We start from the raw sequence: 14,307 nt of genomic DNA, 5'->3' as shown, positions 1-14,307 counted from the left end.
ACGTTCCGCAATGGCTTTTGTTAAAACAGCTCGCCTTGAGTGGGCCGGGCTGTCTTGGCGGCTTCGTCGCGGATTTCCTGGGTTAGCGATTTGAATTCCCACGGCTCCAGCTCGGCCAGCAACTCGGGGTAACGGGGGCACAGGGTCAGCTCGTCCAGAGGGGCGGGCAGGGGGAGGCAGGTGTCGAGCTGGATCATGACTTGGTTCTCCAGAATTTGCTCGCGCCCGGCCCGCACTTTTTCGCGGAGGGTTTCGTTGGGGATGGATTCGGCTTGGTTGAGCAGCGCGGCGATGTTGCCGTATTGCCCAATGAGCGCGGCCGCCCGCTTGGGCCCCAGGCCGGGGACGCCTGGGATGTTGTCAGCGGAGTCGCCAACCAGGCAGAGGACGTCGCCGATCTGCTCGGGCTCGACGCCCCACTTGGCCCGCACGTAGTCCCCGCCGAGGAGCGCGAAGCCGTCCTTGGGCGAGGCGAGGTCGGTCTTGTTGGTGGAGTAGACTCGGATGCTGCCGTTGACGAGCTGGAAGAGGTCCTTGTCGTTGGTGGCTACGACCACTTCCATGCCGCGCCGCTGGGCTTCGCAGGCGTAGGAGGCGATGAGGTCGTCGGCTTCGGTGTCGGGCATGCGCAGGCTGGCGATGCCCATCAGGGGGACGAGCCGCCGGATGGGGGCCAGCTGCGGGCGCATCAGCTCGGGCATTTCCGGGCGCTGGGCTTTGTAATTGGGTTGCAGCTGGGTGCGCCGGGGCGGGAGGCCTTCGTCCCAGCAGACGGCGACCAGGTCCGGGGAGATGTCTCGGATCATTTTTCGGAGCACTTTGACGAAGCCGTAGATGGCGTTCGTCGGCTCGCCCCGCGAGTTGGAGAGTTCGCGGATGGCAAAAAACGAGCGGTATACATAATAGGGGCCGTCGACAAGCAGCAGTTTCACGGGGCACACGGTAGACGCAAACTCGGGTTTTTCGAAATTCCTTTTTGTAAATTGTCGATGACGGCTCAAATCGGGATAAGGGGGCCCGGGAAGTTTCCCTTGCGCCCGGCCTGGCAGGGGAGTGCGAATTAAGGGGTATGGAACGCAAGATCTTCTGCCCCAAGTGTGGGGAAACGGTGGAGAAAACGGCCAAATGCATCCGCGAGCATCCCGAGAAGGCGGCGCTTTTTAGCCTGGGGATTGGCTTTTTGCTGGCCCAGCTGCCGTTGCGGTTGGTGATGGCGGCGTTGGCCAGCCTGGTGCTGACGGTGATCAAGCCCGCCGCGCTGATCTACGGGCTTTTCCGCCTGGCCGAGGATGTCTACAACCATCCCCGCCCGGCAGCCGCCGCGCCGGACCCGGACGAACAGGTATCGCCCTAGCCTTTGGTTCCCTAGTTTTTCAACCAGCCGCTAAGCCGGGACTTGCACCGGGCGCGCCTACCTCTCTAGGGTAAGGCGCGTGTTCGAACTCCACGATGTTTCGCTTTTGGCGGCGGCCCTTCCCCAGGAACGAGTCCTTTTGGGGGATGTCAGCGCCGTTTTTTTTCCTGGCGAGGTGGCGGCCTTGGTGGGCCCCCCCGGCTCGGGCAAGAGCCTTTTATTGCAGGTCCTCGCAGGCGTGCGGGTTCCCACTTTTGGCGAAGTGATCTGGACGGGAGCGGCTCCGGCTCCCTCCGTGGCGTACCATCCGGCGCTGAATTTTGGCCATGACCGGGCAGCGAGCTGGTTGACGGTTCGCGAACAGATTTCCGGGGCGTTGCGGCTGCGCGTCGTCGCCTCTGCGGCGGATCTTTCCGAGCAGACCGAGGCCCTTTTGCGCCGAGTGGAGCTGGCGGAGGCCGGGGAGAGCCGGGGTGGGACGCTTTCGCGCGGGCAGCGGCGGCGGCTGGAGCTGGCCCTCGAGCTGGCCGGTTCCCCGGGGCTGCTCCTCTGGGATGAGCGGGACGACGCCGGGAGCGATCCCGGGTTCGACCGCCTCCTGCGCACCCTCGCCGTGGAGCTGCGGATCGCCATCGTGCGCGTTACCGAGGCCCTGGACCGGCTGGGGGACTTCGATACCGTGCTCGTGCTCTGCGGCGGCCACCTGGCCTACCATGGCGCGCCGGGTGGCCTGGCTCATTATTTTCAGATCGAAGCCCCCGGGGCGCTCTGGGCGCAGCTTGCCGTGCGGGACGCCGGGCAGTGGCACGGGTCCTGGGAAAAACACGGCGAGGCTTATCGCCGCCTGCTTCCCTCCGGAGCCGAGGGCTGCGACGCCCCCTCGCGGCTGGGGCGGCCGGGCGCGCTGAGGCAGGGGCTCGGGCTGTTGCGGCGGCGTGGCGAAGCCCTCTTGCGCGACCGGGCCGAACTCGGGCGCGAGGTCACCCTGGCCCTGGCGTTTCCCCTGGCCGCGGCAGTGTTCGCCATGGACGGGCTGCCGAGGTTCGTCGGCCTGGCCGGGGCGCTGCGGGGCGACGTGGCCGCGCAGATCCGCGAGAACGCCCTCCTGGCCGTCGATGCCACCTACGGCGTGGGGTTGGCCAACGGCCTTGTGTTGGCCCAGTTCGTCCTGCTCGCCTTCCTGACCGCCCGCATTGCCTCAAGCGAGGTTGCCGGGGAGCGCGGGTTCCTCGAACGCGAGAAATTCCGAGGCCTGCGCGTCGGGGCCTACGTCGCCAGCAAGGCCGCCTTTTTGCTGCCGTGGGTGGTGCTTCAGGCGCTTTGGATGGGGGTTTTTATCCACGAAGTTTGCCGGATGCCGGGCGCGCTCGGGTGGCAGGCGGGCGTGCTGGCCCTGGCCAACGGCGCTTTCGCCGCGATGTGCCTGGCCCTTTCCAGCTTTGCACGGACGGCTGGGCGGGCGCGGCAGCTCTGCTTCGGGCTGGCGGCCTTACAGCTCCCCTTTGCGGGCGTCCTCCTGGCCCCGCCCGAGTGGCTGAGCTGGACGCTGCGGCCTCTCTCGCCGCTTTACTGGGGCTCCGGCGCGTACCTCCAGTCGATGGAGGGGACCCGCTTTTACGAAATCCTCCAGATGGTCAACCCGCAAAGCCCCTCCGGCTTGTGCCTCGGGATGCTGGGCGCGCAGCTCGCCCTGGGGCTGATTTTGTGCGCGGCAGGCTGCAATATGAATCGTTTGAGAGTTGCCCCGGGCCGCGAGGGCACGTAACCTGCTTCACAAACTCGATTTTACGACCTCCCTTTTCATGAGCCGTCATATCCCCCGGTAGTTATCCCTCATGGCCACACTTTTCGTACACATTCCCGGATCGGGCATCATCTCCCACGGAGTACCCCAGAACCAGCCGCTTACCATCGGCGAGGCGGCTGAAAACGCGTTCCCGCTCAAAGCCCCCTCAGTCTCCCCGCGCCATGCAGAGATCATTTTTGAGAACGGCGCGTATAAATTGCGCGACTTGGGCTCGGCCAACAAATGCTGGGTCAACGGCGTGGCGATTTTCGAAGCGGGCCTCAAAGAGGGCGACTCCGTCCGTTTCGGCAAGATCGAGGGCCTCTTTCTGGAAAGCGACCCCGGGGAGGGCAAAGCGGCCATCGAAGCGCGCCTGCGCGGCCGCCTCGCCCTGGCCACCCCGGAGGGCGACACCGATATCGTCCAGTTTGAGGGAGCCACCACCGTCGGCTGGAAGTCCGACAACGACGTGCGGATCAAAGACCCCTCGGTTTCCGGCCACCACGCCCAGTTCATCCAGCAGGGGGGCAAGTTCATCCTGCGCGACCTCGGCTCCACGAATAAAACCTTCGTCAACCAGGAGCCGATCTCCGAGCGGGAGGTCCAGGATGGCGACATCGTCCAGTTCGGCGCGGTCCGGGGCACTCTGACCATCCATTACGGCCTCCAGCGGCAGGCGGGCGGCGGCGTTTCCGACGCCGAGGCAAAGGGCCTGGCCGACGAGGTCGAGAAACTCAAAAAAGAGACCGAAACCCTCGCCAAGGAGCGCGACGGGCTGGAATTTCATAACAAAGCCCTCGCCGCCCAGCTCAAGGACGCCGAGGAGCAGCTCGACCAACTCCAGACCGAGACCGAGAGCAACCGGAAGGTCATCGACCTGAAGGAAAAAAGCATCGCCACCGCCCTCTCCATCGCCGGGGCCCGCGTCACCGCCCTGGAGGAGAGCCTCAAGGCCGCCGAGGAAAAAGCCGCCAAGGCCGAGCGCGAATTGCAGAACGCCAAGGGCCAGGTGGAAGCCCTCTCCGGCGACCAAACCGGCCAGCAGCAGAAGATCGCCTCCCTGATGCAGGCCCGCGACACCCTTCGCGCGGAGAAAGAGCAATTCTCCACCCAGCTCGCCGCCGCCCAAGCCCAGGTAGAGGCCGAGACCAAAGCCGCCGCCGAGAGCGTCCGCAAACAGAAAGAAGCCGCCGCCCGCCTCCTGGAGCAGGAGAACGCCATCGGCGAGCTCAAGTCCGAAATCGACGGCCTCAAGGCCAAGCTCGACGCCGCCCTGGCCAAGCGCGACGAAACCCTCCAGCGGTTGGAGAACGCCTCCCGCGACCGCGAGCGCGACCAGTCCCAGGCCACCGAGGAAGTCGCCGCCGCCGAGGCCCGCGCCGCCAAAGCCGAGAAAGAGGCCAAGGAAGCCCGCGACGCCGTGGAGCTCACCGCCCGGCAGCTGCGCGACTCCAACGCGCTGATCTCCACCCTTTCCGGCGACCAGACCGGCGACCGCCAGCAGATCGCCTCCCTTACCCAGGACCGCGACAGCATCCAGCAGGAGAAAGACCGCCTCGCCACCCAGCTCACCGAGGCCAGGGCCGAGACCGAGAAAGCCGCCAAGGAGCGCGACGAACTGCGCAAATCCCTCGACGAAGCGACCTCCCGCGTCAAGATCCTCGCCGCCGACTGCGACGGCTTCAAATCCTTCGAAAAGAGCCTCCAGCAGCGCATCGAGGAGCTCTCCCGCGAACGCGATCTGGCCAAGGCCTCCGCCACCGACTTGCAGGCCCAGATCGACCTGCTCTGCACGGAGAACGACGAAGTTCGCGCCGAGGTCAAGGAAACCCAGGTCAAGCTCGACGCCATGGCCAAAGAGCGCGACGCCGCCAAGGTCGCCGAGGCCGCGCACCAAGGCAAACTCGACGCCATGACCGAGGAACGCGATGAAGCCAAGGCCGCCTCCGTGACGTTGCAGGCCAAGGTCGATTCCGTCTCCAAAGAACGCGACGAAGCCCGGGCCACCGTAACCGAGACCGAGGCGAAGCTCACCGCGATGACCCAGGAGCGCAACGCCGCCAAGATCAGCAACGCGGAACTGGAGTCCAAGCTCGCCGCCGCCACCCGCGACGGGGCCTCCTCCCAGTCCACCGCCTCCGACTTGCAGGACCGCCTCGCGGCCCTCTCCAAAGAGCGCGACCTGCTGAAAACCTCCCTCGCCGAGGCCCAGGCCAAAGCCGCGGCCGACGCCCGCGATCTCGATGCCGCCAAGGCCTCCAGCGGGGAACTGCGCGGCCAGCTCGAAAACCTCCTGCGCGAACACCGCTCCGCCCAAGGTGCGGAATCCGGCCTCCAAGCCCAGCTCGAAGGGCTCACCCGCGAGCGCGATGCCCTCAAAACCGAGGTCGCCACCGCCGCCGAAAAGCTCTCCCTGGCCCAAAGCGAGATCGCCGCCCTCGCCGCGCGGCCCGCTGCCCCTGTCGCCGCTCCGGCCCCCGTGCCCGCGCCCGTTGCGACCCCCGCCGCACCCGTGCAGGCGCCTGCGCCCACGCCGATGCCCACCCTTTCCATGCCGACGGTTTCCATGCCGACCGTGCAAATGCCGTCGATCCCGCTGCGCCCGGCCCCGGTCGCCACGCCCGCTCCGGCCGCGCCCGCCGCCGCCAGTTTCCCGCCGGTCCCGAAGCTCTCCCTCGCCCAGGAAGAGCCGCTAGCGCCATCCGCCGCTACAGCCGCCGATCCGAGGCATTCGCTTATCGAAATCGCCCCGCCCGCGCACGATCCCGGCATGGTTTCCACCCGCCCCGGGCCCGTCTTTGGCGGAGGCGCGCCCGACCTCAAGAAAATCCTCGAAACCGCGCCCGAGGCCCTCAACTCCATGCGCCGCAGCCTCCACGCGTTCATCAAGAACCAGATGGAGCTCTCGCTCTTGGAGGAATTTCAGGTTGGCCTCCACTGCATGGCCGAGGAGACCCGCCGCGCCAACGTCACCCCCGTCGCTACCCTCTCCAATGCGCTCGAAATGCTCGTGGACGACCTCAAGAAAATCCCCGGGCAGATCAACCCCTCTTCCCTGCGCACCGTCAGCCAGGCGGTCGACTTCCTCGTCACCCTCATCCACGAGAAGAACCTTTCGCTGACCCAGGACCCCTCCCAGGCGCGCCTCTTTGCCATCGACGACGACCCCGACGCCCGCAAGACCATCCTCGCCGCCCTGGAAACGCTCCGGCTCAACGTATCGAGCGCCGTGGACGCCAAGGGAGCCCTCGCCGCATTTGAGAGGGAACAGTACGATCTGGTCTTAATCGATGTGGGCCTGCCCGACATCAACGGCTTCGAGCTCTGCACCCGGCTGCGCAAGCTGCCCAACTACAAGAAAGTGCCCGTCGTCTTCATCACGGGAGCCGTGACCGTCCAAAACCGCGTGCAATCGAGCCTCAGCGGCGGCAACGACTTCATCGCCAAGCCCTTTAACCTCCTGGAGCTAGGCGTCAAAGCGCTCATCTGGATCTTCAAAGGGCAGATCGGGCTGGTGTAGGCCTCGAACGCATTCCGTCAAGTTTCAGGAGTTGACCCCATTGTACGTCAGCTTCACTGGAAGGATTCTTTAGGCGTTCAAGATCGCCTCAACATTGTCCTCTCCTTTAACAACGTCTGCTATGTATGGATGATGCTTTTTCAAAAGGCTAAACGCATCAATTGTCTTCGCCTTTAGTCCCGCTTTCGCATATGTTATCACGGCCCGCTGCAAATGATCCTCATCGGGGTTGGGTTTATCACAAATGATAGCCATATAACGGTCCACGAGCGCCAAAGCCTCATCAAATTTGGCCACTTTCTCGCAACTTATCGATTGATTATACAAATAGGATTCGTCATTAGGACAAAGATCTAAAACGCGTTGGCCAATCTCAAACGTTTCCATAAATCGCCCAAGTCCGCTAAGCAACCGATTCTTTTGAGTAAGCAGACTTGCCCGATTTTCAACTGAATAATCTCCCATGCGACCCTCACTGACCCCGTTAAAGAGCGGTTCGAGTAACTCTAACGCCTTCTTTTCCTCGTCAAGTCGGTTTGCTCCTGTGACGAAGCAGCCTACAATCGTTATAACATCATCCTGTTCAAACCCGCCTAGATTTGTAACATGACAAGCCAAGAGATCGAAAGCAACACGACTTCCAATCGCTGCGCCTTGGGCTAAGCCACTGAGAATGAAATTATTACCCTCGGGGCGCTTCTTTGCTAACCTTGGAAGAATCTCATCAACCAAATCTGAATCCCGTTGCGAAAACGCATAATTCAAAGCCGCAATCAGACCGTATTGCTTTATTAACTCAGAGGCACGTGGAGATGGTGTGGTAATGGAGAGTGAAGGACTCGCAACGGCCAAGCGGTCAAGCGTTCGCTCAATGCGTCGAACCGCTTCAGCAACACTTGCCAACGATTCACCCGAACTGTTTAATTGGAAACCGTCCGCGACAATTTTCTCCACGGCACCTTGGACGGATTTCACTGCATCATGAATATCTCGTCCACTGCATAAACTGTAGAAAATGGTACGTATTGTTGTTATATCAAACGGAAGCGTCTCACCCTTTTTCGCAATCATTATGTATGGCTTTCCGGTCTCATGCCTGCGACCGCATTCGTACATGACGTTCGGATTGTGGCCAGTAATGTCAATCACGCATACCTCCGCATTCTGAATTTGATCAATGACATCTTTGTTGATCGATCCCAACGAGTTGATTTTATCGGCACGGAGCACAGAAAAACCAAATCTCTCTAAAGCTGGCTCAATCAACAGATCGAAGACATCGTCTGCGTGTTCGCGGGGTTCAGAGTTCTCTTCGCCAATGGGTGAAATTACGAAACATGTCGGCCGCTTTTGTGAGTTCATAGTTTGGGTTCTTCTTCCAGATGCGTCCGTGCTTCCCATTGCATCCGAAGTACGGCTACGGTTTCCAACTTCGTATGTAAAGTTTTTTCGCTTGGAAAAAATAATAGCCTGATAAGAGGGCAACTCTTGAAAATTGACAAAGAAACGAGCAGATGTGCCGAGTTTCAAGAGTGGCCTCTTTATTATTTCCAGCCTTTGAGCAACTCCCGGGCGTGGGCGAGGGCGGATTCGGTTTGGCCTCCGAGCATCCGGGCGATTTCCTCCACGCGCGCTTTGCCTTCCACTTCGACTAAGTGTGAGCGGGTACGGCCGTCGTGGAATTCCTTGCTGACGACGCACTGGGCCTGAGCTGCGGCGGCCACCTGGGGCAGATGCGTGATGCAGAGGACTTGGCGCGCTGCTCCCAGGGAACGCATTTTGGCTCCGACGGTGTGGGCGATCTCGCCGCCGACGTTGGCGTCGATTTCGTCGAAAACCATGAGCGCTACGGTGTCCTGGGCTGCGAGCGACGACTTTACCGCCAGCATGACGCGCGATATTTCGCCGCTGGAGGCGATGGATTTGAGCGCTTTGAGCGGTTCGCCGGGGTTGGGGGCGAAGAGGAATTCGGCCCCTTCCAGGCCGTGGGGGCCCGGTTTCTCCTGCGGGGTGAGGGTGACTTCGAAGCCGCTTTTTTTGAACCCGAGGTCGCGCAACTGCCCGGCCACATCGGCGGCCAGCTTGGGCGCAGCGGTTTTGCGGGTTTTGGAGAGCTTGCCGCCTGCCGTCTGGACCTTGGCGCGCGCCGCTTCGATCTCTTTTTCCAGCCGGGCCAGTTCGTCGCCGCGCGATTCGATCTTGTGCAGCCGGGCGGCGGCCTGGGCTCCGAAGGCGATCACCTCGGCGAGCGAGGGGCCGTATTTGCGCTTGAGGGTCTCGATCAACGTCACGCGGTCTTCCAGCTCGGCAAGTTGTTCCGGGTCGAGGTCCAGGCGGCCTGCGTAGCGCTCCAGTTCGCGCACGGTGTCCTCCAGGGCCGCGACGGCTCCGGTGTGGGCCTCGGCGAGCGGGGTGGTGGAGGGGTCGAGCTTTTCGAGCTCGCGGAAAAGGCGGGTCAGCTCGGCGAGGCCGGGCAGCAGGGCGTCGTCGGCGTCGGAAAGGCGGCGGGCGATCTGCGTGGCGAGCTCGACGAGGCGGCGGCTGTTGGTGGCGACGTGGTAGCGGGCGAGCACCTCGGCCTCCTCTTCTTCGCGCAGGCAGGCGGCTTCGATCTCGCGCGACTGGTGGCGCAGGAGGTCCAGCTCCCGCTCCAGGGCGGATTCGCTGGTGGAGAGCTCTTCGTATTCCGCCGTGAGGCTGAGCCACTCGCGGTAGCGCGTCTCGTACTCGGCCAGCAGCGCGGCGTTGCCCGCGAAGGCGTCGAGGAGTTCGAGCTGTTTTTCCACGGAAAGGAGCGACTGGTGGTCGTGCGGCCCGTGGAGATCCACCAGGCCCTCGCCCAGTTGGGAGAGGACGGAAAGGGTCGTCGCGCTGGCGTTGATGAATTGCCGGTTGGCCCCCGCGCGGGTGAACGTGCGCTTTAAAATCAGCTCGCCCCCCTCGCACGGCTCCACGCCCTGCGCTTCCAACCATGGGTTGAGCCGGGCGGTGGGTGCGCCGCCTTCGAGCTCGAAGACCGCCTCCACGGTGCAGCCGTCTGCGCCGGTGCGGATCAGGGATTTATCGGCCCGTTCGCCCAGGATCAGCTTGAGGGCGCCCAGGATGATGGATTTGCCGGAGCCGGTCTCGCCCGTCACCGCGACGAACCCGCGCTCCAGACGCCATTGCAGGTCTTCGACGAGCGCCAGGTTGCGGATGCGGAGGGAAGTGAGCGTTGCGGTCACGGGGGTTATTATGTAGGGTCACTAGAGTTTTTTCAAACCCGCAAATCACGCTCATGGACAGCTTCCAAATTACCTTCCTCGGATCGGGAACTTCCCAGGGCGTGCCGATGATCGCCTGCGATTGCCCTGTTTGTACGTCCGAGGACCCGCGCGATTTCCGCACCCGCTCCTCGGTATACGTGGAAACGCCCGAGGCCGCCTGGGTGATCGACACGGGCCCTGATTTTCGCTTACAGTGCCTGCGAGAGAAAGTTTGCCGCATGGATGCTGTGCTCTACACCCACGCCCATACCGACCACATTATGGGCTTCGACGATCTGCGCCGTTTTTGCGGCGGCGACCGCTGGCTGCCCATTTACACGGGCCTGGCGACGATGCAGGATTTGAAGCGGATTTTCTTCTTCGCCTTCAACGGCCAGAACCTCTACCCCGGCTACATCAAGCCCAAACCGCTCGTTGTGCAGAGCTTCCAGCCCTTCAAAATCGGCGAAACGACCCTCACGCCGCTGCCGATGACGCACGGGCGCTCCCCGGCTTTTGGCTACCTGATGGAGCGCGGCGGCCGCAAGCTCGCCGCCTACCTGAGCGACTGCAAAAGCGTGGAGGAGGAGGTCGTAGAGCGGCTCCAGGGGGTGGAGGTGCTCATCGTTGACGCGCTGCGCCACCGGGAGCACCCGACGCATATGAACCACCAGGAGGCCCTCGCTCTTTCCTCGCGCATCCGGCCCGGGGCCACCTGGTTCACTCACCTTTGCCACGAAATCGGCCACGCCGAGACCGAGGCCGCCCTGCCACCGGGCGTGCGCCTGGCCTACGACGGGCTGAAGCTGAAGTTCTAGAAAAATGACTCACGCAAAGAAGCAAAAGCGCAAAGGATGGAAGCCGTTGGCGCTGGCTCTCTTGTTTTCTCGTTCCCAATCTCCAGATGGGGAACGCAAGTGTCTTGGAAACTCCAGTTTCCGGAACCGCGCGCTGGCAGTGTGGCCCACCTTTTCGAAACAGAGTTTCGCAGACAGAGGCGTTACGAATCTGGAGATTCGTAACGAGGAAGAAGAACGCCCTTCCGCCCCCCGGCGTGGAAGCGCCTTCTCCGCGTCTCCGTGTCTCCGCGTCTTTGCCTTTTGCTTCCTCAGCGCCGCCCTGCCGCTGCAAGCCGCGCCGCCGCCCACCCCGGAGGCCCAGGCGACGGTCGTGGTCTTTAACCAGGCCGACCCCGCCTCGCTCCCCCTGGCCAGCTTCTACGCCACCCAGCGCAATATCCCGCTGGACCACGTTATCGCGGTCACCTGCCCCACGGCGGAAACCATCTCGCGCCAGGATTACGACGACGCCATTGCCGGGCCGTTGCGCCGGGCCTTCCTCGCCAAGGGGTGGTGGAAAACCGAGGCCGATATCGACTCCGGCCAGGTCGTCGCCAGCCGCATCCGCTACGTCGCCCTCATCCGGGGCGTGCCGCTCAAGATTGCCCCCGTGGCGGATTACCCGGGCGACAAGCCCGCCCAGCCTGCCTTAAACCACAACGAGGCCTCAGTCGATTCCGAGCTGGCCACCCTCGGGCTCGGCTCCCGGCAGATCTCGGGCTTTGTCGAAAACCCCGCCTTTATCCGCCCCGGCCACGCGAGCAACCCCGCCTCACAGTGGCTGCTGCGCGTCTGCCGCCTGGACGCCGCCACGCCCGATACCGTGCGCCGGATGATCCGCGACAGCCTGGAGGCCGAAAAAGAGGGCCTCTGGGGCTTCGCCTACGTCGATTCGCGCGGGATCACCGAAGGGGCCTTCGGCCAGGGGGACGAATGGTTCCGGCAGGCCGCCGGGAACCTCTTTGCCCAGGGCTTCCCTTGCGTGATTGATAACCGGCCCGCCCTCTTTCCCGAGAACTACCCGCTGACCCGCGCGGCGGTTTACCTCGGGTGGTACGCGGGCGGAGTCGAGGGCGTTTTCCGGAACCCGGCGGTGAAATTCGCCCCCGGGGCCATCGCCTTTCACCTCCATTCCTTTAGCGCCACCTCCCTGCGCGAGCCGTTGCAAGGCTGGTGCGCGCCGCTCCTGGAGCACGGGGCCGCCGTGACCTTCGGCAACGTCTACGAGCCCTACCTGACCTTCACCACCCGGCCCGACACCCTGGAGGAGCAGCTTGCGGGCGGTGCCTGCTTCGGCGACGCCGCCTACGCCGCCCAACCGGTGCTCTCGTGGATGTCCACCTTCATCGGCGACCCCCTCTACCGCCCCTTTGCCGCGCGCCAGGCGGGCCGCAAGCCGCCGGTGGACTACGCCGAGTTTGGCGTCGTGGCCGAGGGGGCGCTCCACTGGGGCAGCGACCCGAAGATCGGCGAAAGCTGGCTCTCCACCCGCGCCAAGAGCCTGAAGAGTGGGCTCCTCTGGGAGGACCTGGGCCTGCTGCAAGTGCAGGCGCGCAACCCCCGGGGGGCGTTGGCCTCCTGGGAGCAGGCCCGCGCTGCCTACCGCGAGGAATCGGGTCGCTTGCGGTGCCTGCTGCACGAGATCAGCCTCCTGCGCTCACAGGAAAAAAACGCCGACGCCCTGGCGCTGGTTCGCAAGGGGTTGGGGGAACCCTGGCAACCCGGCCCGGCGGCGCTGCTGCGGTCCATCGAGCTGGAGCTGGCCCCGCCGCCCCCGCCGAGCCCGGCTGCTTCAGCGGCCGGGAGCCGGTGAGGTGCCCTGCGCCAGCGAGCGGCCAAGCGAGCCGTAAAGGAGACTTTCGAGGAGCCGTTTTTCGATCGTCTCCTGGCAAACCGGCAGCATTTCCTCAATCACCTGATGCGCCGTTGCGGTTTGCCCGATGGAATAATAATGAAGGGCGATGGCTGTCACTGCCTGGGGGGTGTAGACATCGGTTGGCTTCAGCTCGGCCCGGGTTTCTTCCCAGGTTTTGGTCCCGGCCACGAGGGCCTGGGCCGCGAGATAAGCGGGGCGGTTGGTCTTGAGCTCCAGGAATTGCTGCCGGGCGGCGTCCGTTCCTTCCCGGTTGCCCTTGTGGAGCGCGCAGATCCAGAGCGCGTTTTTCCCGATGAGATTAAACCCGCGCTTCTGGTTGAAGGCATTTCCCGCCGCCTCCGCTTTCTCCCATTGGCCGACCAGGGGGGCGAGCTTTGAGAGTTCAGCGAGCGTGTTGATGTCGCTGGTGGTGGAGGGATCGGCGTCCAGAATCTGCGCAAAGGACTGCTGGTCACTAAACCGCAGGGGCCGCAGCTTGGCCTCCATGCCTTCTCTTATATAGAAAGAAATCATCCAGGAGCTCGTCGAGAGGTCTGGATGGAACGAAAGGAACTGCTTTTCCGCCTCGTCCAGTTTCCCCGAACGCTCGGCTTCCAGGGCCTTGTTGATGATCGCTTCGGCACCGCTGGCCTTGCGCAGCCGGTTGAAATTGTCATCGGTCCCGAAGGCGCTGCGATAAACGGAGCCCCCCAAGTCCAGCAGGAGTTTCACGGCGGTGGCGTTGTCGCCCTGGATCGTGGCCAGGTAGGCGAGGTTGCTCAGGTCCGATGGCCGGTCGTTCGCGTTATGGTAAACCGCTCCCGCGAGGTAGCCGCGCTTGATCCGCGCATAGTCTGCCTGGGATTCCTTGAAGAAGTTCTCCCCGTAATGGTGCGCCTCGGCCCGGGCGATCCGGGCGTATAGGATGTCCCCCTTCTCGCCGGAAAACGAATTGGCCGTGTTGAGGAGGAAACGCTCCCAGTCCCCCGGATTCCCGAACCATTTTGGCAGGAGAAAATAAGCCCGGTCACTATAAAGCGGGTAGTATTCCTTGGCCAGGTTGCTCCCCTTGATGACCGCCGTTTTGCCGCAATCGGCGTTGCTCTCGCCCGGCTCGGTTTCGAGGTAAATCCAGGTGCGGTAGTATTCCGGGTCGTCCACCATGCCCTCCGGCACGCTTTTCAGGATTTGCGCGCTTTGGTGGAGGCGTTCGCGCATGAGCTTCCAGCCTTCGTCGGAAACCTGGTTCGCGTAGGCTGTGCCCCGGGCTTTCCAGCCGTAGTTGAGGTACCAGTTGGCAAGGGCGATTTTAGCGGCAAGCGACTCAGGCCGGACCTGGGACCAACGGGTCAGTTTCCCCTGCTGGTCGAGCCATTCGCGCTCGTTAGCCCCCTCTTTGACATCGAAAGCCGAATAAAACCCGCGTAATTCGGGGTAGCTTTGCCGGATGTCATAGCCTTGTTGTCGGATCGTGGCAGCCAGGGTGTCCAGCGCTGCAAAATCCTCGGCCTTAAGCAGTTCAACGGCTTTCTTCTTCACCTCATCCGGGTTCCAGCCCGGTTCGCCCAAAACGGGTTGTAGCAAGCCGATGGCCATCAGAACCGAGAGCAATATCCGTTTCATCGCCGCAAGAGTACCCGCCCCGGGGCAGGGGAGAAAAGGGCAAACGATTGCGGGCTTTCCATCGGGGCGGCGGGCGCGTTAACCT

9 protein-coding genes are annotated in these 14,307 nt (G+C 63.4%); 5 read left to right on the top strand and 4 right to left on the bottom strand.

Going from position 1 to position 14,307, the window contains the following annotated elements; genetic code table 11:
- Positions 1-20: 20 nt before the first annotated feature.
- Positions 21-932, bottom strand: coding sequence for a 5'-3' exonuclease (locus B2828_RS04680; RefSeq protein WP_479632531.1), 912 nt, complete (start codon positions 930-932; stop codon positions 21-23).
- A gap of 137 nt (positions 933-1,069) precedes the next feature.
- On the opposite strand from B2828_RS04680, the gene B2828_RS04675 reads away from it, so the two are divergent.
- The 3 genes from B2828_RS04675 to B2828_RS04665 all read left to right on the top strand — a co-directional run bounded on the left by B2828_RS04675 (position 1,070) and on the right by B2828_RS04665 (position 6,660).
- Entirely contained in the window at positions 1,070-1,354 is a 285-nt protein-coding gene (locus B2828_RS04675) for a hypothetical protein (RefSeq protein ID WP_479632530.1), read from the top strand.
- A 79-nt stretch (positions 1,355-1,433) separates the two neighbouring features.
- Positions 1,434-3,119, top strand: coding sequence for an ABC transporter ATP-binding protein (locus B2828_RS04670; protein WP_479632529.1), 1,686 nt, complete (start codon positions 1,434-1,436; stop codon positions 3,117-3,119).
- Positions 3,120-3,189: 70 nt separating this feature from the next.
- Positions 3,190-6,660 carry an FHA domain-containing protein gene (locus tag B2828_RS04665; protein WP_479632528.1) on the top strand — a complete coding sequence of 1,157 codons (3,471 nt, stop codon included), beginning with the start codon at positions 3,190-3,192 and terminating at the stop codon, positions 6,658-6,660.
- Between the two features lie 69 nt (positions 6,661-6,729).
- Here the strand turns inward: B2828_RS04665 and B2828_RS04660 are convergent, their stop codons facing one another.
- Positions 6,730-8,190 (bottom strand): hypothetical protein, encoded by a 1,461-nt coding sequence (locus tag B2828_RS04660; RefSeq protein WP_479632527.1) that lies wholly within the window; start codon positions 8,188-8,190, stop codon positions 6,730-6,732.
- A gap of 14 nt (positions 8,191-8,204) precedes the next feature.
- Positions 8,205-9,884, bottom strand: coding sequence for a DNA repair protein RecN (gene recN / locus B2828_RS04655; protein ID WP_479632526.1), 1,680 nt, complete (start codon positions 9,882-9,884; stop codon positions 8,205-8,207).
- 53 nt (positions 9,885-9,937) lie between these two features.
- Here recN and B2828_RS04650 point away from each other — a divergent pair, with 53 nt between their 5' ends.
- A complete protein-coding gene (locus B2828_RS04650; RefSeq protein ID WP_479632525.1) occupies positions 9,938-10,723 on the top strand; it encodes an MBL fold metallo-hydrolase in 786 nt (261 codons plus the stop codon).
- A gap of 139 nt (positions 10,724-10,862) precedes the next feature.
- On the top strand, positions 10,863-12,557 hold the full coding sequence (locus tag B2828_RS04645; RefSeq protein ID WP_479632524.1) for a TIGR03790 family protein: 1,695 nt from the start codon (positions 10,863-10,865) through the stop codon (positions 12,555-12,557).
- On the opposite strand, the gene B2828_RS04640 is transcribed toward B2828_RS04645, so the two are convergent.
- Positions 12,537-14,222 carry a hypothetical protein gene (locus tag B2828_RS04640; RefSeq protein WP_479632523.1) on the bottom strand — a complete coding sequence of 562 codons (1,686 nt, stop codon included), beginning with the start codon at positions 14,220-14,222 and terminating at the stop codon, positions 12,537-12,539. The two genes, B2828_RS04645 and B2828_RS04640, sit on opposite strands and share 21 nt — an antisense overlap.
- Positions 14,223-14,307: the final 85 nt, after the last annotated feature.

Source organism: Spartobacteria bacterium UBA695 (assembly GCA_002298145.1).
In the GTDB taxonomy this organism is placed as follows: domain Bacteria; phylum Verrucomicrobiota; class Verrucomicrobiia; order Chthoniobacterales; family Chthoniobacteraceae; genus UBA695.
Note: the sequence above shows the minus strand (reverse complement) of the source record. Positions and strands in the feature narration are given on the sequence as shown.